Here is a 21867-nt window from a genome sequence, read left to right as displayed (position 1 = left end):
TATTTTTTGTGAAGAAGTCGCCGAGAAGGAAAAAATTCACGTAACACGGCTATTTATGACAAAGCCATGAAATGTGGCGACGCGTCAAAAACTGCTCCGGCTGCAGCTCGCCCCCGAGGTGCAGGTCTCATGCACCACCACCTTGTCCAGCCCCGGCAGACGTGGCTCCAGACGCTGGAAGATCCACCGCGCCAGCATCTCGCTGGTCGGGTTTTCCAGCCCCTCGATGTCGTTGAGGTAGTGATGGTCGAGCTGGTCGTACAGCGGGGCGAACGCTGACTTCACATCGGCGAAATCCATGACCCAGCCCAGGGTCGGGTCGGGCTCGCCGCTCACATGGATCTCGATGCGGAAAGAGTGGCCGTGCAGCCGCGCACACTTATGGCCCGGCGGCACGTTGGGCAGACGGTGGGCGGCTTCGATCTGGAAAATTTTGAAGATATGCATACGCGCATTCTAGCGCCCCGCCCGTTACTGCCTGCGCCACTGGGGAAAACCCCAGGTCCGGCACCAGAGGGCCAGCGGCATACTCACGCCATGTCCGCACGTCTTTCCGCCCTTCTCGCCACCCTGCTGATGAGCGTGACCGCCATGAACGTCACCCACGCGCAAAGCGCCGTGCAGTCGCCCGCCGCCGGCAGTGCCGAGCGCAAAGCTCTACTGGATGCGGCTCGCGCGCCACTGGAACAGCGCCTGCACCAGCCCGTGCTGTTCGTGGTCGACCAGTTGAACACCTCCGGCGACTGGGCTTTCCTGCAGGCGCATATGCAGGGCGCAGGCGGCAAGCCGCTGGACTACTCCGGCACCGAGTACGCCGAGGCGGCCCAGGCGGGAATGAAATCGCGCATCTACGCCGCGCTGCTGCAACGCTCCGGCCAGCAGTGGACCGTGAAGGCCGAAGCCATCGGCCCGACCGACGTCGCCTGGGCAAGCTGGGCCCAGCAATACGGCGCACCCGCCGCCATCATCGGCCACTGATTTTCGCCTTCCAGAAAAACCAGGGGCGGCACATGGCCGCCCCTGGTCAGTCCGTTGCCCGAAGGCTCACGGAGGCGTGAGGTACCACGCGCCACCGTAGGGATGTCCGTAACCCACTTTCTGCGTGCCATCGGCATTGCTGTTGTTGGAGCCGATCAGCTGCACATTGCCACCGTTGTTGCTGGCCACCAGTTCAACGTGATCGCCGTTGTTGAGGATGCACACATCGCCTGGCTTGGCGTGCGCCGCATCCACCTTGTGCCACCCCTGCGCCTGCAGCTTGGAAGCCGTCTCGGACACGTTGTCGCTATGGAAGTTGATCGCTCCCGCCTTCTGCAGCACCGCCGTCACGAAGTTGGCGCAGCACAAGTCGGAAGACACCCAGCTATCCATCGGCAACTGGCCACTGTGCTTGAGATCGGAAGCATTACGGCCAAGGAACTGCTTCGCCAGATCCACCACCTTGCTGCCGCTGGCGCCGCTTGATCCCTGCACCGGGCCCGGACCAGTAGTGCCGCCCGTGCTACCCACGCCGGGAATGTGGATGACCTGACCCACACTGATGCGGTTCGGATTGCTGATCTGCGGATTGGCCCGCTCGAGCGCCGCCAGCGACACACCATTGCGTGACGCAATGCCAGACAGCGTGTCGCCCGAACGCACCGTGTAGTCATGGCTCGCCGGCTTCGGCGCCGGCGCCGCGCTGCCACCCGAACCGCCAGGAATATGGATCACCTGCCCTGGATAGATGCGATTGGGATTACTGATCTGCGGATTCGCCGCCTCCAGCGCAGACAGCGACACGCCATGACTCGCCGCAATGCCCGACAACGAATCACCCGAACGCACGGTGTAGCTCCCACCGGACGGTGCCGGTGCACTACCGCCACCAGGCAAATGAATCACCTGGCCCGGATAGATGTGATTGAAATTCCCGATCTGCGGATTGGCAGCTTCCAGCGCCTGCAACGACACGCCCTGACGCTGCGCAATGCCTGACAAGGTATCGCCCGGCTGCACGGTGTAATTGCCGCCATGCGCACCACCGCCAGGAGCCGGCGAAGGAGCGGGTGCTGGCGCCGGTGCTGGTGCGCCAGCCGGTGCCGAACTACCGAACAAGGCCGCTTCCTGGGCACGCCGATTCACCAGCCCCGGCAAGACATGACCACCACCATGCACGTACTGCCCGAACATCTGCTGCGCGCCGGCGTAGTCGCCGCTGTTGAGCTTGGAGAGCAGTCCCGGATAACCGTTCGCGCCAAGGTTGTAGGTCAGACTGACCAATGCGTCGAACTGATTCTGGTTGATCGGCACATGGACGTTCTTGCGCACGGCATCCTGCGCCCAGCCGAGATCCTGCTTGAGGTATGCCTCGGCCTGCGCACGGGTAATCGTCTGGCCCGGCTGCACACCACCGGTGTGGCCATAGCCGATGGTCCATGGTGCGCCGCCAGTGCCGGGATCGGGATAGGCCTTCTCGCTGTAGCCCTCGAATCCCTCGATCATCTTCACGCCATTCTGGCTAATGCTGAAACCCGAGGCTGGACCCGCATTACCCGTCGGTGGCGTGGTGCCGCCGACCGGAGTCGGTGTACCACCACCGTGACCACCTGGAACCGTGATGCGATCGCCCGGATAGATCCGGTTCGGATTGCTGATCTGCGGATTGGCCGCTTCCAGCGCCGCCAGCGATACACCGAAGCGCTGCGCGATACCCGACAGCGAATCGCCATGCTGCACGGTGTAGGTAGTCGAGTTGTCGCCGCTTGCGGCGAGAGTCTGGGTGGAGCGGACAGCGCTGACAGCAGTCATGGAATGCCTCGCAGACGGTAAAGAAAGTGAAATGCAGTGACTGGATTGGAACACCGCATTTCGCGCGTCTCCCATTGGGACTTTCCCGAGCTGGGACTTTCCCGAGCTAGGTAGAACCCTAGGATCGGCATCTGCGCTCAAAACCTCGGGAAAACCCCAGGCTAGGGAGCGACCTAGCTGTCGGCCATCGCGTGCGTGCCGCATCGTCGCGGCTATCGCCATGGGAGGTGGACGCGATGTATCTGGAACTTCAGTCCAATCGCAGCAGCGCCGCGTTGCCGGTAAATCACTCGACCACGCAATCGCAGCCCGCGGCTTCAACAGTCGCCAGCGCCGACGCGCACGTATCGCTGCCACAGTTCGCGTTCAATCCGCAATTGGCCGGACTGACCCGCGCGATGTTCGGCAACTCCGCCACCACCGCCGCGCCGAACTTCGACGCGCAAGTGCGCGGCACGGACGCCAAGGCCATCGACCTGCAACTGGCCAAGATCAGCCAGGATGTGTACGACCCCAACAGCAAGGGCATCGAAGGTTGGACCCGGCTCAGCAACGATCAGCTGATGCAGGCCGGCATCGATCCCGCATCGCTGGAAGATCCCAGCACCGGCTTCCGCGCGGCGATCTATCAGGACAAGAACGGCGACCACGTGCTGGCCTTCGCCGGCTCCAATGATGCCAAGGACTGGTTGAATAACGCGGAACAGGGTCTCGGCATTTCCGCCGCGCAATACAACCAGGCCGTCTCGCTCGCCACCGAAGCTAAAGCCGCGTTCGGCAGCAGCCTGGCGATCACTGGCCACTCCCTTGGCGGCGGTCTCGCCTCCATCGCATCGTTGGCGACGGATTCGGCGGGTGTCACCTTCAATGCCGCCGGCCTCAATGACGCCACCATCCAGCGGCTCATTCCCGAAGGCGATCCCGCGGCGTTGAAACAACAGGCGGAGAACGGCCTGATCCGCCGCTATGCCGTGAATGGCGAAATCCTCACCACCACGCAGGAGCACACGCCGCTGCCGGATGCCGTGGGCCACAAGATCACGCTCAACGATCCCGCGCCAGTCGCCAAGCCCGACCTGCACTGGTACGACTGGGCCACCGGCAAGGCCGAAGTGCTGGAAGCGAAATACGCCATCGACGTCGCCAAGCACTCGGTCGATCTGCACATGGACGATGCAGTGATCTCCGCCATGGAGAAGGATCACCCCTGGGCTCCGTGAAATCTGGGCTTCGTGAACAGAGCACGCGAGTTTGCGTGCTTCGCCATGAAACCGTGACGCAAACCCTGCTTTACTGGTGTTCGCCCACGCCGCCTTGTGCGGCGTTTGGCACTGGGCCGACACCGGAGAACCCGGCATGATGCGCATGCAAAAACGCACCAGGCGCTATGCCTGGTACTTGCTTACCAGCCTGGCGCTTGGCGGCGCCGCTGCGGGAAGAGATGCCATGAGCGACACGGACGCAAGCAAGGTTTTCAGCGACAGCCGCGTGGTCGCGCTGCTCGATGCCGCCGCGACAGGTGATGCCGCGCGCGTGCGCTCGCTGGCGGCATCGGGTGCCGACCTCAACGCGCAAGGTGACCGCGGCGTCACGCCACTGGAGTGGACCCTGCTGCACCAGGACCTGCGCGGCATGAACGCACTGTTGCAAGCCGGCGCCGATCCCACCCGCCCCGGTGTCGGCGGCGCCACCGTGCTGCACCTTGCCGCGATGGCCAACGATCCCGCCTATCTGAAATCCCTGCTCGACCACGGTGCCGATCCCAACGCACCGCACGGCGTTACCCAGGCACCGCCGCTCGCTGCCGCGCTGATGAACCCGAAGGACGACGCCTTCGATCTATTGCTCACTCACCACGCCGATCCCAATCGCGCCGACCGCCTCGGCAACACGCCGCTGCACGTCGCCGCCAAGGTACACAAAACCCATTGCATACTGCGCTTGTTGCAAGCGGGGGCCGATGCCACGCGGCGCAACCAGCAGGGCGCCACCTTCCAGACCTATTTCAACATCCTGCCCGCCGGCGGCCTCAATCCCGCCGCACGCGCCGAGCATGAACAGGTCGATCAGTGGCTGCGCCAGCATGGCGTGAGTGTGGAACGCGGCGTGCAGTGAGGGGCTAGTAGAGAGACGAGAAGAGTAAGAAATGAGTGACGCGGCATACCGCCGCCCTTAGCTCCTTCATTCCTCACTTCCCTCTCACCCTAGGGCTTTCCCCAGTCAAGGGTTTTCCCAAGTATCGCGCGGCATCGGTCGTGCCCATCATCCCTGATACCGCAACACATCACGCGCGAAGGGGAAGGACATGACGACCGTTTTCGATGCATTGGACAATGCGCTTTTCCGCAACAACTTCAACGCCACCATCGACCGCGCCGGCGCAAGCCTGGGCGCGCAGCGCGTGCATGCCGCGCTGGATTCGGTGGATCTGAACCAGGTTTCCTCCAGCGAAAAACGCGTACTGCAAAGCCTGACCGGCTCGCTCTCATCCGACGGCTACATCAGCGGCAGCGACGCCGATGCACTGGTCAGCCTGATCCACGGCTACGCCACACCCAGCAGCCCATTCGGCATGCCTGCGCCGACACCGGCGCACACACCGATCAACGCACCGATCCGCATGCCGGTCGCCTATCCAGGCAGTGCGCTGTTCGCCGACATCTTCACGCAACTGGTGAATCAGGCCGTACAAAGCTTCCGCAACGCCGCCTTCCTCGGCAGCGCCGCCAACATGCTGGCGGAAACCGATCAGAGCGCCGGCGCGCAGCGCGTGGCGGATGCCCTCGACAACGCCGATCTCTCGCGCTTCAGCGCCGACGACCGCCACTTCATACTCAGCCTGATCGGCTATGCCTCCGCCGACGGCCACATCAGTCGCGCCGAAGCCAACATCATCATCGACTACATTCAATTCGCCAGCGGCAACCCCGGCAACGTCACCACGCAACCGTGGAACGTGGAAGCCAACGATGGCCAGCACGCACGCATCGACCTCGGCAACTACGCGCTCGACATCGACCAGAGCAGCTCGCAATTCGTGCTCACCAACAAGACCACCGGCGAAGTCACACGCATCTGGGGGGATCCACACTTCGACAACAACGGCCAGGCCATCGGCACCTTCAAAGGCACACTCACACTCAGCCTGGACGACGGCACCAAACTGACCATCAACACCACCCCCGCCGGCAACGGCGAGTTCTACTCCAGCAAACTCACCATCACCCAAGGCGACCAGGCCATCGTGGTCGACCACCTCAACCAAAACAGCAACCAGCCCCTGAGCATCGTCGACACCCCCATCCTCGGCCGCCTCCTCGACTGGGCCACCGACGACGGCACTCGCGTCTACGAAGACACGAATGCCCGCCAATGGGTACAACTCGACGCAGGCGGCTGGACCCACGCCATCGATGGAAATTTTCTGGCGCACGCTTAGCAACAGCGATGCGTAGCGAGCCGTCTTTAGCTCGTGGGTCTCCTGTGGAGCGGTGAGGGTTGGACGATCAGGCCCCGAAGGGGGCGCAGGCAGGACGCCTGCGCCTTTTCGACACGACAGGGACGTTGTGTCGAAAAGCCCGGCCAACCCTCACGGACCCGCCCCACGGGACTAGCTTCGCGTCGCAGGCGAAGCCGGAGGGCGCGTAAGAGGGGTGCCTTTTCTTTTGGTGCCTTTTCTTTTGGTGCCTTTTCTTTTGGTGCCTTTTCTTTTGGTGCCTTTTCTTTTGGTGCCTTTTCTTTTGGTGCCTTTTCTTTGGGCAAGCAAAGAAAAGTAACTCGGACCGCGGCAGCGGTTCGAAACCCCGCCGCAGGCGAACCCGGTCGAGTCAGCGCGACAACCGAGCGACAACGCCACTGGATCCCTGCCTACGCAGGGATGACGGAGTAGGAGGGCGCGTCGCAGGGCCGAACCCTCTCCCCCGGAGGAGAGGGAGAAAAAGAACCTCAAGCCTCCGACGACGAATCCCCCCACAAATACCGCGGCGGCAACCGCCCCCGAAACTCCGCCCAATCCACCGCCCCCGGATAACGCCCATTACCTGGCTCGCGCAACGGCCTGCGCGCCCCCTTCCGCGGCCGGCATCGCACACTGAGCTTGCGCCGCCGACGACGCATCGCCGCCACCGCCGCACGCCGACGCCGCCCCTCATCGCTATCCTGCCCCCGCTGCGCTTCCTCTTCCGCCTCGGCACGCTTGCCGCGCGCCGAATTCACCTCCGACTTGCCGGCACGACGGCCACCCAAGGTGCGCTCTTCATCGCCGATGGCGCCCACACGCCGCATGCGATCGTTGACCAGGGTGAACTCCAGGCTGCGCCCCGCACCCAGATTGATGCTGCGTCCTGCACGCATACTCGCCGCATGTGCTGCCACAGCCTGCGGGTCGATAAATCCCGGTGCCTGCACATTCGCCGCAGTGGCTGTACCGGACGAAGCCTGCCCCAGCTGCGCCGCCAAAAACGCCATGATTTGCAGCTTCGCTTCATTGCCATCGACCACCGGCGCGGCGGCGACACTCCAGTTCACCGATGGCGCCACCTGCGCGAATGCCACGGGCGAAGCCATTGGCGTGGCCAGCAGGTTCGGGCGCGTACCGTCCAGCCATGGCATGGGCGGCGGTGGCGGTACCGATTGGGAGTTGTGCTGCCGATCCATTGCAGCCTGCGCCATCGCGCCGGCCACCTGGGCGAAGCTGAGCATCACGCCATCGGCCCGCGCCGTCGCCAGCGAGGATGAAGGCAGGCCAGTGGCCACCACGCTGCCGCGATCCGCGCTTGGCACATAACTCACCGGCGCGGTGCCGGGGCCTGCCGTGGCGCCCGGCCAGACGCTGCCGGCAAGCGGCTGCTCGCGCCCGGCCATCAGCGCGGTATCGGTGGTATTGAGCAGGCCGGCCGCCATCAGCGGTACCGATTGCGCATTCGCACCCAGCGACAAAGACAAACCGAGACGCAGCCCGTCAACCCGGTCGTTGCCGCGGATGGCATCGGCAAGGTCGGGCGGCAACGGCAGTTCGCGCTGGCTCGACGTGCCATTGGCACCGTTGTTGTTGTCGCGACCGTAGGCGTGGCCGTTGTCGCCGCCCAGCGCGCTGCGGATATCCCCGAGGTTCGACATCGGCAACTGCACGGTCAGGCCGGCGGTCAGCGGCGTGTCGGCGCGAAGCCCGGGATTGGACTGCAACAGGCCATCGATAGGCAGCCCCAGTTTTTCCGCGATGGTGTTGATGGTGTCGCCGGGCGACATAGCGAAGTTGAGCAGCACATGGCCGTTGCCTTGCACGCCGTGGCTTCCGCCGCCACCGAGCAACTGGATCACCGGGTCGTTCTTGAGGATGCTTTCGATACCCATGACAGCACCTCAGCTCAACAGCACCGGATCGATCTCCAGCTCACCAAGCTGCCTGCTGGCGAAGCGTTCGATCAACTGCGGCGCACCGTCGAGCAATTGCCGGTAGGCCTCGGTGTTGCGCATATCGGCGCGCAGCTTCCAGCCTTTGTCCGTACGGCTCAGCCACAGCTCGGCTCCAGGCAGCACCCCGTTCTTGAGAGTGATCATGATCTCGCGCGATTGAGCGGAGCTGCGGGAGTTCGCATCCGGCACCAGCAATTGCTTGACGTGCCGCTCGATCAATTCCGCGAGCGCAGGTGCGAGGGCCGCCTGCATCGCCGGCGCGGGTTGCTCGGCGCTTTGCTGCAGCACCTGTTGCGCCTGCTGCAGGGCCTGCGGGCCGGCGGCCGCAAAACCCTGGTCGCTCTGGCCGCTATCGCCGTCCGCGTCCTGGCGGTCATCGCCGTCACCGCGCGGCGGCAGCGCCAGCGCCTCGTCGCCCGCCGCGTTCAGCTGACGCTGCAGCAGATCGCGCAGCGCCTGTTCCTGCTCTTGCAGCGACTTATGCCCGGTCACCACAACACTGGACATCGCCTCTTCGTCATCCGCACCCTGCTTGGGCGTGGTGCCGTCCATCAACTTGCGGAAGCGCTGCACCTCTTCGCGCCCGCGCAGCGGATCCTGTTTGTCCTTCGCGCCGCGCGAAGCACGCGCATGCTGCACAGGATGGACATCGCGCGTTGTCGGCGTGCTGGATTCATTGCGCATGGCTACCTCAACGTAGGGGGATCTGGCGCAGGGACAGCTCTTCCAGGCTGTGCTCCTCGCGCAACTCCACACGGCTGCGCATCTCGCGCAGCCAGCCCTGTTTCATTTCATCCACCGCATTGAGCTTGTTGCGCGCCTGGCGCCATGCCGTGGCCGCCAGATCGAGCGCGGTCTGCGCTTCCGCGCAATCGCGTTCGCGCGTCTCCAGCTCAATGCGACGCTGGCTGATGTGCTGGTCAAGCAACGCCAGATGACGCTCGTAGCGCTCCACCGCCAGCGCGGTGGGCTGGCCAGTGGCGAACATGCCGGTCCATGCGCGGTCGGCGAAATCCTGCCGCGTGAACTGGGCCTGCTGCAGCCGCTCGTCGGCCGCAGCGCGCTCCTGTTCGGTCTGCTGCCAGTGCTCACGGCATTGCTTGAGCTCGCTCTCCAGCGCACGCAGACGAATACCGCGCACAGCGCACAAGGGCTCCAGCGGAAAGGCGGTACTCATGTACACACTCCAGCCAGACGCGAACGGGTGGCGGCGAAATCGGCCGCCTCGTGCGTACCCTGGCGCAACAATTGATTGATGGCATCGATGCGCGCGATGGCGGTATCCGCGTCGGCATCGCCGCCGGGTTTGTATTCGCCCAGCTGCAACAGCATTTCGATCTCGCGGTACTTGGCCACATAGCGCCGCAGCAGACCGGCGGCGCGCTGATGGGTGGTCTGGGTGACGCGCGGCATGAGACGGCTCGCGCTGGCCAGCACGTCGATGGCCGGGTAATGGTTGGCCTGCGCCAACCGGCGCGAGAGATAGATGTGACCGTCGAGGATCGAGCGCACTTCCTCCGCGATCGGATCGTTGCCGTCCTCGTCTTCCATCAGCACGGTGTAGAACGCGGTGATCGCGCCCTTGTCGTTGGTGCCGGCGCGCTCGAACAAGCGCGGCAGCGCGGAGAACACCGAGGGTGTGAAACCGCGCCGCGACGGCGGTTCGCCCATGGCCAGGCCCACATCGCGCAAAGCGCGCGCGAAGCGCGTCACGGAATCCATCATCAGCAACACATTCATGCCGCGGTCGCGGAAATACTCCGCGATGGCCGTACCCAGCCACGCGACACGACTGCGTTCCAGCGCAGGACGATCGGAAGTCGCCACGACCACCACGCTGCGCCGGAGACCCTCCTCGCCCAGACTGTCGTGCAGGAACTCGCCCACCTCGCGCCCGCGCTCGCCAACCAGCACGATCACATTCACGTCGGCCTGCGCGTTGCGCGCCAGCATGCCCAGCAACGTGCTCTTGCCGCCGCCGGCCACCGCGAAGATGCCGGTGCGCTGACCGCGACCGATGGTGAGCGTGGCATCGATCGCACGCACGCCGGTCGGCATGGCTTCGTCGATCACCTGCCGGCTGAGCGGATTGGGCGATGCCGCGTAGAGCGGCACGCGCTCCACCTGTTCCAGCGGCCCCAGACCATCGAGCGGATCGCCGTGGGCGTCAATCACGCGACCGAGCAGGCTCATGCCGGCCGGCGCAGTGGCCTGTTTGCCGGTTGCCGTCACCGTCGTTGCGGTGGAGATGCCTTCCAGCGGACCCAGCGGCGTGAGCAGGGTCTGCTGCTGCGACACGCCGACGACTTCAGCTGGCAAACAGAAACCACTGTCCGCCTGTTCGAGCAGGCATAACTCGCCGATGGCCGCACGCACACCGGTCGCGCGCACCAGCGTGCCGTAGGCCTCCGCCACACGCCCCACGCGCTGCAGGGTGTCGCGCTTGCTCAGGGCCAACAGCAGCGGATCGTCGCCGGGCACAACGATGCTTTCAGGCGTCGGGACGTTCACGGCGTCCTCCCGTCTGCTCGGCGGCGGCGAGAATCACTCGCGCCTGCTCGAGCTGTTCGTTGAACCCGGCGCGCACCATGCCGCCCGCGGATTCGATGATGCAGTCGAAGCGATCCAGCTCTGGATCGCCGATGATTTCGGTATCCGGTGCGGCTGCCGCACCGAGCGCTGCCACTTCGGCGCGCGCCTGCTCCGCCACATCGGGATGCACGCGCACCAGCAGGTGCGGCTCGAACACCAGCTTCTGCATCGCCTCTGCCACCAGCGAAGCGACCAACCGCTCCGCGCCAATGACCGGCGCGATGTGCTTGACCACCGCGATGGCGATCTCGCTGGCGCGGCGGCGCAGCTCGACGGTGGCGGCGGCGCGCGCCACCACCAGCGCTTCCAGCGCCTGCGCGCAATCGCGCAACCCGCGTTCGCGGCCTTCCACCAGCCCTTCAAACTTGGCTTGCGCACGGATCTTTTCCACTTCCGACTGCGCTTGCCGCAGTACGGCATTCGCCTCGTCCAGGATGCGCTGCGCTTCCTGCAGCGGTGTCCAAGACTCAGCGGGAATCACCCCGGTATCGAGGTACAGATGAAAGCGATTGCTGTCGGCGAACAAGGCATTCATTCCGGCTGGGCCTCCGCCACGTCGGTCTCGTCGCTCGCGCGCGACGAAACCAGCAAACCGGCCACGGTGCCCGCCGGCAGCCAGCACTCCTTGATGCAGGGCAGGGCCGGCGCGCTCGCATAAGCCAGCGCCAATCGTTCGGCAAGCCTGGCGTCGTTGCGACCAGCGTGACCGAGAAATTCAATCTTGCCGCGCTCGAACACGGCGTCGCGCAAGGCCTGCGCATCACGCTCGCAGCGCTGCATCACCGCGCGGCCCATATGGCGTACGGCTTCCGGCGCGGCACCGCGCCAGGGGTCGGCAGCCTGCGCGCGGCGCCACGCGTCCAGCCCGAAGGCCTCGCGCAGGAACAATACTTCGCTGCGCTCGACCGCGACGCGCAAGGCAGGCCCAAAGGCGATGGCGCCCAGCTCGCGCGTGAATGTTTCCAGCGTCGCGTGCGGCCAGTGCAACCAGTCTTCCGCCTCGGACCAAGCCTGCCAACGCTCATGATCGGGGGCGAATACCGCAGGCGCCGCCCTCAATGCCGCGCGCGCAAGATGCCTGCGGCCGAGCGCGGAGCAGCGCGCGTGCTCAAGCAAGTCAGCGGGCACCCCGACACAACGCTCGGAGTGCAGGCCATCGAGCAGCGCCTGCGCGTGCTGCCGGCGCATGGCGCGCTCAGCGTTCACCGGATACCTCGCGACGCACCACCGCGCGCGATGGATGGCCCATCAGCGCGTTGCGGTTGCGCCACAGCAGCAGGCCGGCAAGCAGCACAGCCAACGCCGCGAAACCGATCAGCAACAGCGAGGCCACATCGCCGCGCATGCCACCGGCAATCACGCCGACGTGTGCTGGCGCCGGCGTCACTTCGGTCGGCGCGCGCTGGAAGAACTGCACTGTGACGCGGCTGGGATCGCTCAGACCTTCCGTGCCGGTCATCACCGCCGCCTTGATATCCGGCGCGCGGCTTTCGATGCCCGCGTTCGGCCGGGCGATGATCACCACGGACGCCGAACCACTCGCGGGCTTGTCGTCGAGCGGACTCTTGTCCGGCAGCGACAGGTACACATACGCGTCGATCACGCCATCCAGTTTGCGCAGCGTATTGCCCAGCAATTGCTCGCGGGCGTAGATGAAGCGCTGTTTGTCTTCCATCGGCGACGACACAAAGCCGTCCTTCTTGAACATCAGGCCGATGTTGTCGACACCCTGATGCGGCAGGCCGGCGTCGCGCAGCACGGCTACCGCTGCCGGCATGTCGCGGCGATCCAGCAGCACTTGCCAGCCTTCGCCGCGCTCGGCCGGGCGTTTCTCGGCGTCGATGCCGCCGTTGATCAGCGCGGCCACCACGTCGTTGGCCTGCTGCTCGTCCAACCTGGCGTACAACACGTCCCGGCTGCATCCGGCCAGCAGCCCCAGCAGCAGCGCCAGGGCCGCAAGCCGCCACACTCGGCCGATGTTCCACGGCTTGGTCATTGCATGCGCCCTCGAGCCTGTTTATGGTCTCCCCGTGGCCCGCGCCGGGATCTGTTTGCGCGCAGGCCAAGGAAGAACGAAGGAGTGCACGTCCGTGCACGACTGAGTGATGACGCCGGCATGCGGGCAAACAGACCCGGCCCGGAGGGTTGCTGTTGAATGGCCGCCATGCGGCAGCGCGCGGCTTGACCTGGCAGCCAGCCAGGCGCAGCGCCACGCGCTACCACCTGACAGCCATTCAACAGCAACGCGGGCCACGGGGAGACCATAAACAGGCTCTAGGACTGCTGCCGGAACAATTGCTGCACGCCTTCCGAGCTGCGATTGGCCACATTGCTCGTCAGCTCGGCCTGGAACACCAGCTCGTGGCATTTCAGCGTCATGTCGATCACCTGGCTGGGCGACAGGTCGCGACCGTTCGCCTTCATCGCCTCGGACAGACGGCCAAGCTGGTTGGCGCGGCCATTGAGCGAGTCGAACTGGCTGAGCACAGCTTTGAAGCCCGCCGACATTTCGTGCGACACCGGCGTCACCTGCTCGCCCTGCACCGCGTTGGCGGGCGCGGCATCCGCAAAGGTCTGACGGAACTTGGCCACGTCGTCGACGTGCGCAGGCGTGACCGTCTTGGGTTCGGTCGCCGCGAAATGGGCGACGTTCACCATCTGGGTCGGAAGCACATTCATGGTCATCCCTCCTGGCTTCTCGCCGGGTTACTGCTTGCGACCCAGAGTTTCCAGCGCCTGGCCCACGGCGTTGTTCGAGGTGGCGGCATTGGTGGAAAGGAACTGCATCTTCAGGCTCTCGGCGGTGAGCTGGGTCATCACCGACGGCTGATCCGCGCCGCCGTCGCTCACCTTGGAAGAGAGATCGGTGACTTTCGACGCCTGCTGATCGAGTGCATTGCCCCAGGCCTTGGCCATGGCTTCAAACCAGCTCTTCGACTGATCGACGCTGGCCGACTGGCCCGCTGCGGCACTGCCTGCGCCGATGGTTGTGTTGATGCTCGGAAACTGACTGACGCTACCGTTGCCATTGATGGTGTTGTTGCTGCTCATGCTCGTCTCCCTAAGTAGTGACGGGGCCGCGCCGAACGGTGGGCTCCGGGTGGTGCGGCGGCCGGAGCCACCGTGTCCGGCGTCGGACGGCGATGCCGTCCAGCGCCAACGGGCCGCGAAGCCCGCTTGCTGCTCGTTTCAACGACTGCCATTGCCACGATGTTTTGCGGCAACCATGGGTTCCGCCGCATCAACAGGCGCAGCCGCCGATGCCACCGCGGCCGGATTGGCCGGCGGCAGCAGTACCGATGCGGCCGCGTCGTCCAGCGGCTGCGGCACCTGGTAGTCGTCCTGCTTGTTCAACTGCATGTAGCGGTTGTCGGGCATGCGCATGAGGATGCTTCCCTCCGCGCTGACATTCAGGAACACACCGCCCTGCGGCAGCAGGTTCCCCGGGTAGTAGCGCGACTCGTCGCGGGTGATCAGGTACGGCTCGCGGCCGCTGACCACGTGGCGGATGCGCTTGCCAGGATCGGGCTTGACCGGCTCCGGCGTACGCTCGTCGTAATTCTTCAACGCCAGGGTGAGACCCAACGCATCGGTATTGAGGTTCTGCATATCGCTGGAGCCGAGCACGTCTTTCTGCACGCGCTCGGCCTTGGCGATGTCGCCGAAATGGCCGCCGACTTCCACGCCACCCTGGTCGAGCAACTTGGTTTCCACCGTGTAGCCGTGCATGGCGAAGATGTCGTTGACCTGCTTCTCCACGCTGGGCCAGTCACGCACGGTCAGCTCGGTGACCAGGCCGGCGTCCGACAATCTGCGCTTGAGCTCGGGCAGTTGCGCCGCGTTACCCACCACGCCACGCACGATCAAGCGTCCGCCTTCGCCGCTGTTGGCGCTGACGTGCATCAGCGACATGCCACGCAGCACGCCGCGCACCTTGTCGAGCTGATCGGCGACGCTCGCACTGCGCACCTGCACCGTGGGATGCGTGACTTTCCAGCTGCCGATCAGCACCAACCCCGCCACCGCCAGCAGCAAGCCAGCCATGACCAGTACGCCACGGCGGCGGCCGGCGAGCTGACGCTCGGTCAGCGCCGACACCTTTGCGTCGGCGGCGTCGGCCAGCGTTTGCCAGCGCTCGCTCCAGTGCGGGCCAACGGCGAATTGCACGTCGCCCAGGCGCACCATGGCGAAGTGTTCCAGGCTCACGTTTTCGCCCACGGCCACGTGGCCGTCGTGGGTTTCCACCTCGCCATCCATGGCGCGCAGCAACACCTGATCGCCCATCACCGTGAGTACGCAGTGATGGTTGGCGATGTTGGCATCGCCAAGAATCAGATCGCAGTCGTCGGCCTGGCCGATCATCAGGATGCCGCGCTGGGGCAGACGCAACTCGGCGCCCGCGTGCAGACCACTGAACACGCGCAAGGCCAGTTGCACCTTGGGCGGTGAACTGGGCGGGCGGTGTCTGGTGGTTGGCAGGGCGCTCATGGCGATATCACTCGGGCAAACGTTTCTTGGCGGCGGGAGCGGGTGCGGTCGCCGTGGGTATCGGCTGCACGATCACCGGTACGGGCGTGGGCTGTTGCACCTCGCTCTTCTTGTGGTTCCACCAGGCCTCGTCGCTGGCCTGTTTCTTGTCGAGCTGTTCCTGGCTCTCCATGCTCACCTGCGGTGAGCTGGGCGTCTGCTGGCCAGTGATGTGGTTGAGCATCACCAGCCTCGGCGTGATCAGGAACAGACGCTCGGTATGCGCACGCTGTTTCTCCACGGTCTTGAACAGATAGCCCAGCAACGGCAGATCGCCGAGCACCGGAATCTTGTGCTCATTGTTCTTCGACTGATCCTGGATCAGGCCACCGAGCAGCAGACCCTGACCATCCTGGATAAAGGCCTGCGTGTTCACCGCGTTCTGGCTGACGATGGGGTACTGAATGTCCTGCGCATCCTTCGGCGAATAGGTGATGTTGCCGTCCTCGATCTGCACCATCATGCGGATGTGCGGCGCACCGTTCTCCTGCACCACGTGCGGCGTCACGCGCAGCGTGGTGCCGGCCATCACGTTGTAGAGATCGGAGTTGTACGCGCCCGCGACCGGCACATAGACGGTCTGGTTGCTCTGGATGACCGCCTCGGCATCGTTCATGGTGATCACCTGCGGACGAGTGACCACATGCGCGATGCCATCGTCTTCCAGCGCATTGATGTTGGCCACGAACTTGGCCGGATTGCCCAGGATCGTGCCGATCTGCAGACCATTGTTGAACAGGCTGGGCAGGCCACTGGTGTCGCCCAGACCCAGCGCGGCCAGTAGCAGCGCCTTGTTGGCGATGGAGTCGGCCTGGGTCTGGTTCCCGCTGGTGAAACCGACTGTGGTGCGGTGGTTGCGGTAGAACCAGTTGATGCCGAGCTGACGCGCCTTGGACTTGTCCACGTCGATGATGGTGGCTTCGATCTCCACCATCTGCGGCGCCACATCGAGCTGACGGATCAGCTCGTCGTACATCGGCAGGCGATCAGGTGTATCGCGCACGATGATGGCATTGCGGAAACTGTCGGCGACGATGCGCGTATCGCCGCCTCCGGATACCGCCTCGAGGCTGCCGCGCTGACTGGATGGCCCCAGCGGCGCGCTCGGCGGCGTCAGGCCGTCGTCGCTGTTGTCCTGCGCCGGCACGGTGTAGTTACCCAGCGGCGGCGGCGGTTGCTGGCCCATGCCGGCCAGACCCTGGCCGCGCAGGCCGCGCATGCGCGGCGAGGACAGGCGCTCGCTGGCGCCGCTGAATTGACCATTGCCCTGCTCGCTCACCAGCGCGCGCAGCACACTCGCCACGCCAGGAATGGTGACCTGGCGGTTGCCCAGCGTCATGGTGGTGTCCGAGGCCCAGGCGTACTTCAGCGGATAGAACTTGAAGCGCGTGCTGACGTTCTGGCCGAGACCGGCCACCGTCTGCGACATCTGCTTCACCTGTTCGCCAAAGCGCTTGGTGCCGGTGATGGTGACCAGCCCAGTGCTGGGTTCCAGCTTCCACACGTTGCCGCTGCTGGAGTCGGCCCAGTTGACGCTGGCCATGGCTGACATGAACTGCTGCTCCAGCGGCAGCGGCACGCTGGTGTAGTCGGTGATGCGCTCGGAATCCAGATAGACATAGACGGCCGAACCGTCCCAATAGGCAAGCAGGCCGTTGGTGTCGGCGATCTTGCGCCACACCTGCGCATAGGTGCCCTTGAAGCTGCCGTTGACCGTGCCGCTGCGCGCCGCCACCTGCGGACTGAGTACGACCTCCAGCCCTTGGTCGTGGAAGAAATCCGGAAGGATCTCGCGCAAGGATTTATCGGTCTGGATCTCCGTCGTGCTCTTCTTGAACGGTATGGCTGCCGCCTGCGCCATCGCGGCGAACAGCATCAGGCCGAGCGCGACCATGCAGACCATTGCCCGCCGGGTGTCCACGCCGACCATCCTTCCCCTGATGTAGCCCATCTGCCTGGATTCCTTGCCTGTCATCGATTGAGGGCCGCCTCAGGCAGCCAGTTGCCCCACCGGCACCAGACGCAAGTCCGGCACCAGCTCCTGATAAGAAAGCACCGGGATATCGGCGTATTCCGCCTCGGTGAGCTTGCGCAGATGGCGCCGCACATCCATCGAACTGAGCAGCACCATGGAGTTGCCGTGTTCGCCGCGCGCGACTTCGCCGATCTGCGCCAGCAGGCGCGCAGCGAGATCCGGCTCCACCGCCAGTTGGGTGCCAGCCGGGCCGGTGTGCACGGAACGGCGCAGGCGCTCTTCCAGCTCCGGGCGCGCCACCAGCACACGCAACACCTGGCCGTCGTCGGAGTAGCGATAACTGAGATGACGGCGCAGCGCCATGCGCACGTATTCGGCGACCAGCACGATGTCCTTCTCGCGGCTTGCCGCATCGGTGATCGCTTCGAACACATCACGCAGCTGGCGGATGGGCACGCGCTCTTCCACCAGACGCTTGAGCACTTCGGCCACACGCTGCGGCGAGACCACGCGCAGCATTTCGCGCACCAGGTCCGGATAGTCGCGGCTGAGGCCGTTGGAAAGGTTGGAGGTTTCCTGGATACCGACGAACAATGCCAGATGGCGCTCCAGCGCCATGCGGATGTGTTCGTGCAGCATCTGCGGCGCTTCCAGCGCCTGCGCATGGCGCGCGCCATCGCGTGCGACCCAGCGCCCTGGAAAACCGTGTGTACCTTCGGCCGTCAGCGCGCCGCTTTCGCCCGCCGAGGCGGCGGGCAAGGCGGCCCGGCCCGGCAGGAACAACTGGCCGGGCCTCAGTACGCCGTGGGCGATGCGCACACCGTAGGCGTACAGCGCATAGCCGTGCTCGGGCAGGTTCAATCCGGCGCGCAGAGCCGGCTTGGGCAGCGGCACGCCGTATTCCTCGCGCAGGCTGCCGACCACCTGGCGGAACAGGTTGCGCACCTGCGTGCTGCCCAGCGACTGCAACGCGGACATATGCACTTCGAGCATCAAGGGAGCGGAAGGCAGCAGCGCGTCGCTATCGGCCACATCGGGCGGCAGCAGCTCCGCCTGACTCTCCGGCACCTTGAACAGCCGGCGCAGAAAGCCCACGCGTTCGCGCATGCGCCACGCCGCGATACCCACCAGCACCATGCCGAGCGGCAGGAACACGATGATCGGGAAGCCCGGCACCAGCATCATGCCCAGCGCGATGCAGCCGACGATCATGGTCACGCGCGGCTCGCTGGAAATCTGCTTGGCGATGATCGCGCCGAGGTTGCGTTCCTCTTCGTCGCCAGCCGTGCGCGTCACGATCAGACCCGCCGAGATCGACGCCAGCAGCGCCGGGATCTGCGCCACCAGGCCATCGCCGATGGTCAGCACGCTGTACGTATGTACCGCGTCGCCCAGGCTCATGCCGTGCATCATCACACCCACGCCCAGGCCGCCCAGCAGGTTGATCACGATGATCACGATGCCGGCGATGGCGTCACCCTTGACGAACTTCATGGCGCCGTCGAGCGAGCCGTGCAGCTGGCTTTCGATCTCCAGCAGGCGCCGGCGGCGGCGGGCCTCATCCTTTTCCAGCAGGCCAGAGCGCAAGTCAGAGTCGATCGACAGTTGCTTGCCGGGCATCGCATCCAGCGAGAAACGCGCGGCGACTTCGGCGACACGCTCGGCGCCCTTCGCAACCACGATGAACTGCACCACGGTGATGATCAGGAACACCACCAGGCCCACGATCAGGTTGCCGCCCACCACCATGTTGCCGAAGGTATCGATGATGTGGCCGCCGTCGGCGTTGAGCAGGATCGAGCGCGTGATGGCGATCGACAGCGCGAGGCGGAACAGCGTGGTCAGCAGCAGCACGCTGGGGAAACTGGAGAACGCGACGGGCGCGGGAATGTAGATGGCGATCAGCAGCAGGCCGACGCCGATCAGCATATTGAGGGCCACCAGTGCATCGATCGCCACCATCGGCAGCGGCAGGATCATCAGGCCGATGATCGCCACCACGCCGGCGACGAGTACGAGGTCGCTGTAGCTGCGCGAGCCGCCCGGGCCGGGCGCCAGGCGCGCAAGGATCGCCTCAAGCGCCATGGCTTGATGCTCCATAGGCAACGCCGCCTATGCGACGGCGACGACCCGTGACGCGACACGATGCTGGTGCGACAACGCTACGCAAAACACACCACTCCGGCAGCCGGACACACTCATCCCTAGAGCATGCGAACACGCTCGTTCCACTGCCGTTGCCGATGCCGCCGCGCACAGAACGCACGCGATCCACTTCAGCCGTCGCCCCCTGTCGGCGCTCGGTGAAGTGGGAACGTACACAGCGCCTCAGAAAATCGATACCTAGGGAAAACCCTAGGTTTTCATGTTCAGTGTTGTGAATATGAAGATCATTTGACAGACATATTCAAAACGTTTGCTTGAATAACGTTTACTTCGTGATTTTCATCACATTATTTAGCGATGTCATCATTGCGCAATTCAGCGATCAGTTCGACCCGGCTCGGAGTGACCCCCAGCACCAGCCTTCTTCCTTGTGCGTCAAGCACTACCACGCGTTCCCGGGCACCGACGGCTACCGCCTGCACCACCTTCAGAGGCCCTGCTGGGCCCCGCAGGGACTGTCCTTTGCGCAGCCACCATAACCACGCCAGGAGGGCCGCCGATACTGCAATGAGCGGTAACAAAAGGCCTAACCAAAGACTGCCGCCATCGGGAGTCTCGGCGGCCAATGCGGAGGCCGGCACAGATAATCCGGCCATGACGTTGCACAGTAATCTCTTCATGGCATTATTCCTTACGAACAATCCGTAGTTGGCCACTGTGTCATTCGTTGGGGGACGAATCGCGACACCTGCCTGATAGAGGGACCGTCACGATGCCTGTGACTCGGATTCACCGCAAGCCGACGCATGCAGGGATTGCCTCCGCCGAGGTTACGCAGGGATATGCGTGGATCGATGCATTGCCCTGGCCCTGCATCGTGTTTGCACAGGAAGACGGACTCGCGCTCGCTGACAACGCCGCCTTCCGCAGCGAGTTTCCTCAGTTCGACGACATGCCTTCGCGCGACAGCTTCGACGCCTCGTTCGAACGCGTGGGCGAGCAAGGCCGCTGCTCGATCTATTACGCGAACGACACGCGCCGCTGGTATCGGCTGGAACGCAGCGAACTGTCGCTGGGCGATGCAGCCGAAGCGGTATTCCTCATCAATATGAGCGAGGGCATCGACGCTTTGCGCCGCCATCAGGAGCAGCACGAACAGCTGCTGTCGACCTCGCGCATGATGAGCGTCGGCGAGATGGCCACCACGCTCGCGCATGAACTCAATCAACCGCTCGCGGCGGCGATCAACTATCTCGGCGGCTGCGAGCAGCTCGCCAATCGCGATCCGCACGGCGAAGATCTGTTGCGCGGCATTCGCCTGGCGCGCCGGCAGACTGAGCGCGCGGCGCAGATCATCGGCAGCATCCGCGAGTTCGTGCGCAGCCGCGAGCCGCATCGGCAGAACCTGGATGCGCGCGCACTGGTTCACGGCGTGATCGAGTTGCTGCGGCTGGAGGCCGAACAGCACCAGGTCAGCATCACCAATGCACTGCCCGAAGCACTGCCGACGATCTTCGCCGACCGCGTGATGATCGAGCAGGTGCTGCTCAACCTGATCAAGAACGCGATCGAAGCCATGCGCGAGACGCCGCCGTCGAACCGGCGCATCCGCGTCACGGCGCGTATCGACTATGACGACATGGTCGAGATCCGCGTGATCGACCAGGGTTGCGGCATCGGCGCCGACGACATGTGCCGCTTGTTCACGCCGCTATACACCACCAAACCGGACGGACTGGGCATCGGCCTGGCGATCTGCCGTTCGATTATCGAATACCACGAGGGACGCCTGTTCGCCGAGCCCAACCCGGAAGGGCGGTGCGGCTGCGCGATGGTGTTCACCGTGCCACGAGGGAACGCCTGATGACCCCAGCCAACGGAACGCACATTTATCTGGTCGACGACCATCAGGAGTTTCGCGACTCCTGTGTCTGGATTCTCGAACAGACCGGCTTTGAGGTGCAGGCGTTTTCGAGCGCGGAGTCGTTGCTCAAGGAGTTGTTGCGGCATGCGCCGCCTGCACGCAGCTGCATCGTGAGCGATATCCGCATGCCCGGCATGAGCGGGCTCGAACTGCAGAGCGAGCTGGCGCACCGTGGGCTCGCGCTGCCGCTGATCTTTGTCACTGGCCATGGCGATGTGCCGCTTGCGGTGGATGCCATGCGTCATGGCGCGGCCAACTTTATCGAGAAACCGTTCGACGCACCGCTGCTGATCGAGGCGATCCAGACCGCGCTGTCGTCGCACGCGCCGCAGGCCGCATCCAGCGCACTGGGCCATTTGACGCGCCGCGAACGGCAAGTACTGGACGGGATCATGAGCGGCAAGCTCAACAAGGTGATCGCCGACGACCTGAAGATCAGCCCCAAGACGGTTGAACTGCACCGCGCCAACCTGATGGCGAAACTGGGTGCGCATAACGTGGTCGAGCTGACACGCGCCGTGCTGGGCCAGGGCTAAGC

21 protein-coding genes are annotated in these 21867 nt (G+C 64.7%); 6 read left to right on the top strand and 15 right to left on the bottom strand.

Annotated elements, in window-relative coordinates; translation table 11 throughout:
- Nucleotides 1–84: 84 nt before the first annotated feature.
- Nucleotides 85–447 carry a 6-carboxytetrahydropterin synthase QueD gene (gene queD, locus ISS97_RS03040; protein ID WP_379984877.1) on the bottom strand — a complete coding sequence of 121 codons (363 nt, stop codon included), beginning with the start codon at nt 445–447 and terminating at the stop codon, nt 85–87.
- Nucleotides 448–537: 90 nt separating this feature from the next.
- On the opposite strand from queD, the gene ISS97_RS03035 reads away from it, so the two are divergent.
- The gene (locus ISS97_RS03035; RefSeq protein ID WP_379984876.1) at nt 538–978 is read left to right on the top strand and encodes a hypothetical protein; all 441 of its coding nucleotides are present in this window, start codon (nt 538–540) and stop codon (nt 976–978) included.
- A 66-nt stretch (nt 979–1044) separates the two neighbouring features.
- Here ISS97_RS03035 and ISS97_RS03030 read toward each other — a convergent pair whose 3' ends face one another.
- The gene (locus ISS97_RS03030; protein ID WP_379984875.1) at nt 1045–2790 is read right to left on the bottom strand and encodes a LysM peptidoglycan-binding domain-containing protein; all 1746 of its coding nucleotides are present in this window, start codon (nt 2788–2790) and stop codon (nt 1045–1047) included.
- Between the two features lie 236 nt (nt 2791–3026).
- On the opposite strand from ISS97_RS03030, the gene ISS97_RS03025 reads away from it, so the two are divergent.
- From ISS97_RS03025 to ISS97_RS03015, 3 genes are all read left to right on the top strand, one after another.
- The gene (locus ISS97_RS03025) at nt 3027–4010 is read left to right on the top strand and encodes a hypothetical protein (RefSeq protein WP_379984874.1); all 984 of its coding nucleotides are present in this window, start codon (nt 3027–3029) and stop codon (nt 4008–4010) included.
- Nucleotides 4011–4146: 136 nt separating this feature from the next.
- Nucleotides 4147–4905 (top strand): ankyrin repeat domain-containing protein, encoded by a 759-nt coding sequence (locus ISS97_RS03020; RefSeq protein ID WP_379984873.1) that lies wholly within the window; start codon nt 4147–4149, stop codon nt 4903–4905.
- 190 nt (nt 4906–5095) lie between these two features.
- A complete protein-coding gene (locus tag ISS97_RS03015; protein ID WP_379984872.1) occupies nt 5096–6229 on the top strand; it encodes a DUF1521 domain-containing protein in 1134 nt (377 codons plus the stop codon).
- A 506-nt stretch (nt 6230–6735) separates the two neighbouring features.
- Here ISS97_RS03015 and ISS97_RS03010 read toward each other — a convergent pair.
- The 13 genes from ISS97_RS03010 to ISS97_RS02950 all read right to left on the bottom strand — a co-directional run bounded on the left by ISS97_RS03010 (nt 6736) and on the right by ISS97_RS02950 (nt 20085).
- Nucleotides 6736–8142 carry a LysM peptidoglycan-binding domain-containing protein gene (locus ISS97_RS03010; RefSeq protein ID WP_379984871.1) on the bottom strand — a complete coding sequence of 469 codons (1407 nt, stop codon included), beginning with the start codon at nt 8140–8142 and terminating at the stop codon, nt 6736–6738.
- Nucleotides 8143–8151: 9 nt separating this feature from the next.
- Entirely contained in the window at nt 8152–8889 is a 738-nt protein-coding gene (locus tag ISS97_RS03005; protein WP_379984870.1) for a hypothetical protein, read from the bottom strand.
- Between the two features lie 7 nt (nt 8890–8896).
- Entirely contained in the window at nt 8897–9382 is a 486-nt protein-coding gene (locus tag ISS97_RS03000; protein ID WP_379984869.1) for a hypothetical protein, read from the bottom strand.
- Nucleotides 9379–10686 carry a FliI/YscN family ATPase gene (locus tag ISS97_RS02995; RefSeq protein ID WP_379985010.1) on the bottom strand — a complete coding sequence of 436 codons (1308 nt, stop codon included), beginning with the start codon at nt 10684–10686 and terminating at the stop codon, nt 9379–9381. Before ISS97_RS02995 ends, ISS97_RS03000 begins: the two co-directional genes overlap by 4 nt.
- Before the next feature lie 10 nt (nt 10687–10696).
- On the bottom strand, nt 10697–11332 hold the full coding sequence (locus ISS97_RS02990; protein WP_379984868.1) for a FliH/SctL family protein: 636 nt from the start codon (nt 11330–11332) through the stop codon (nt 10697–10699).
- A complete protein-coding gene (locus ISS97_RS02985) occupies nt 11329–12003 on the bottom strand; it encodes a hypothetical protein (protein ID WP_379984867.1) in 675 nt (224 codons plus the stop codon). The genes ISS97_RS02990 and ISS97_RS02985 overlap by 4 nt, the downstream gene beginning before the upstream one ends.
- Nucleotides 11993–12793, bottom strand: coding sequence for a hypothetical protein (locus ISS97_RS02980; RefSeq protein ID WP_379984866.1), 801 nt, complete (start codon nt 12791–12793; stop codon nt 11993–11995). The genes ISS97_RS02985 and ISS97_RS02980 overlap by 11 nt, the downstream gene beginning before the upstream one ends.
- 278 nt (nt 12794–13071) lie before the next feature.
- A complete protein-coding gene (locus ISS97_RS02975) occupies nt 13072–13476 on the bottom strand; it encodes a hypothetical protein (protein WP_379984865.1) in 405 nt (134 codons plus the stop codon).
- 27 nt (nt 13477–13503) lie between these two features.
- Entirely contained in the window at nt 13504–13848 is a 345-nt protein-coding gene (locus ISS97_RS02970) for a hypothetical protein (RefSeq protein ID WP_379984864.1), read from the bottom strand.
- Between the two features lie 138 nt (nt 13849–13986).
- On the bottom strand, nt 13987–15285 hold the full coding sequence (locus tag ISS97_RS02965) for an FHA domain-containing protein (RefSeq protein WP_379984863.1): 1299 nt from the start codon (nt 15283–15285) through the stop codon (nt 13987–13989).
- 7 nt (nt 15286–15292) lie between these two features.
- Entirely contained in the window at nt 15293–17245 is a 1953-nt protein-coding gene (sctC, locus tag ISS97_RS02960; RefSeq protein ID WP_379984862.1) for a type III secretion system outer membrane ring subunit SctC, read from the bottom strand.
- Between the two features lie 69 nt (nt 17246–17314).
- Nucleotides 17315–19384 (bottom strand): type III secretion system export apparatus subunit SctV, encoded by a 2070-nt coding sequence (sctV, locus tag ISS97_RS02955; protein ID WP_379984861.1) that lies wholly within the window; start codon nt 19382–19384, stop codon nt 17315–17317.
- A gap of 368 nt (nt 19385–19752) precedes the next feature.
- Nucleotides 19753–20085, bottom strand: coding sequence for a FliO/MopB family protein (locus ISS97_RS02950; protein WP_379984860.1), 333 nt, complete (start codon nt 20083–20085; stop codon nt 19753–19755).
- 92 nt (nt 20086–20177) lie between these two features.
- On the opposite strand from ISS97_RS02950, the gene ISS97_RS02945 reads away from it, so the two are divergent.
- On the top strand, nt 20178–21269 hold the full coding sequence (locus ISS97_RS02945; RefSeq protein WP_379984859.1) for a sensor histidine kinase: 1092 nt from the start codon (nt 20178–20180) through the stop codon (nt 21267–21269).
- The gene (locus tag ISS97_RS02940) at nt 21269–21865 is read left to right on the top strand and encodes a response regulator transcription factor (RefSeq protein ID WP_379984858.1); all 597 of its coding nucleotides are present in this window, start codon (nt 21269–21271) and stop codon (nt 21863–21865) included. The genes ISS97_RS02945 and ISS97_RS02940 overlap by 1 nt, the downstream gene beginning before the upstream one ends.
- The last annotated feature ends 2 nt before the right edge of the window (nt 21866–21867 follow it).

The organism is Dyella koreensis (assembly GCF_044904565.1).
Taxonomy (GTDB): domain Bacteria; phylum Pseudomonadota; class Gammaproteobacteria; order Xanthomonadales; family Rhodanobacteraceae; genus Dyella_D; species Dyella_D koreensis.
The sequence above is the reverse complement of the archived record's forward strand: the minus strand, read 5'-3'. Positions and strand labels throughout refer to the sequence as shown.

Bases quoted from the DNA above. Each gene is read 5' to 3' on its own strand.
- ISS97_RS03025 (WP_379984874.1), top strand. From the start codon at position 3,027: ATGTATCTGGAACTTCAGTCCAATCGCAGCAGCGCCGCGTTGCCGGTA.
- ISS97_RS03020 (WP_379984873.1), top strand. From the start codon at position 4,147: ATGATGCGCATGCAAAAACGCACCAGGCGCTATGCCTGGTACTTGCTT.
- ISS97_RS03015 (WP_379984872.1), top strand. From the start codon at position 5,096: ATGACGACCGTTTTCGATGCATTGGACAATGCGCTTTTCCGCAACAAC.
- ISS97_RS02950 (WP_379984860.1), bottom strand. From the start codon at position 20,085: ATGAAGAGATTACTGTGCAACGTCATGGCCGGATTATCTGTGCCGGCC.
- ISS97_RS03005 (WP_379984870.1), bottom strand. From the start codon at position 8,889: ATGCGCAATGAATCCAGCACGCCGACAACGCGCGATGTCCATCCTGTG.
- ISS97_RS02990 (WP_379984868.1), bottom strand. From the start codon at position 11,332: ATGAATGCCTTGTTCGCCGACAGCAATCGCTTTCATCTGTACCTCGAT.
- ISS97_RS02940 (WP_379984858.1), top strand. From the start codon at position 21,269: ATGACCCCAGCCAACGGAACGCACATTTATCTGGTCGACGACCATCAG.
- ISS97_RS02980 (WP_379984866.1), bottom strand. From the start codon at position 12,793: ATGACCAAGCCGTGGAACATCGGCCGAGTGTGGCGGCTTGCGGCCCTG.
- sctV (WP_379984861.1), bottom strand. From the start codon at position 19,384: ATGGCGCTTGAGGCGATCCTTGCGCGCCTGGCGCCCGGCCCGGGCGGC.
- ISS97_RS03030 (WP_379984875.1), bottom strand. From the start codon at position 2,790: ATGACTGCTGTCAGCGCTGTCCGCTCCACCCAGACTCTCGCCGCAAGC.
- ISS97_RS02965 (WP_379984863.1), bottom strand. From the start codon at position 15,285: ATGAGCGCCCTGCCAACCACCAGACACCGCCCGCCCAGTTCACCGCCC.
- ISS97_RS03035 (WP_379984876.1), top strand. From the start codon at position 538: ATGTCCGCACGTCTTTCCGCCCTTCTCGCCACCCTGCTGATGAGCGTG.
- ISS97_RS02945 (WP_379984859.1), top strand. From the start codon at position 20,178: ATGCCTGTGACTCGGATTCACCGCAAGCCGACGCATGCAGGGATTGCC.
- ISS97_RS03010 (WP_379984871.1), bottom strand. From the start codon at position 8,142: ATGGGTATCGAAAGCATCCTCAAGAACGACCCGGTGATCCAGTTGCTC.
- ISS97_RS02975 (WP_379984865.1), bottom strand. From the start codon at position 13,476: ATGAATGTGCTTCCGACCCAGATGGTGAACGTCGCCCATTTCGCGGCG.
- queD (WP_379984877.1), bottom strand. From the start codon at position 447: ATGCATATCTTCAAAATTTTCCAGATCGAAGCCGCCCACCGTCTGCCC.
- ISS97_RS02970 (WP_379984864.1), bottom strand. From the start codon at position 13,848: ATGAGCAGCAACAACACCATCAATGGCAACGGTAGCGTCAGTCAGTTT.
- ISS97_RS03000 (WP_379984869.1), bottom strand. From the start codon at position 9,382: ATGAGTACCGCCTTTCCGCTGGAGCCCTTGTGCGCTGTGCGCGGTATT.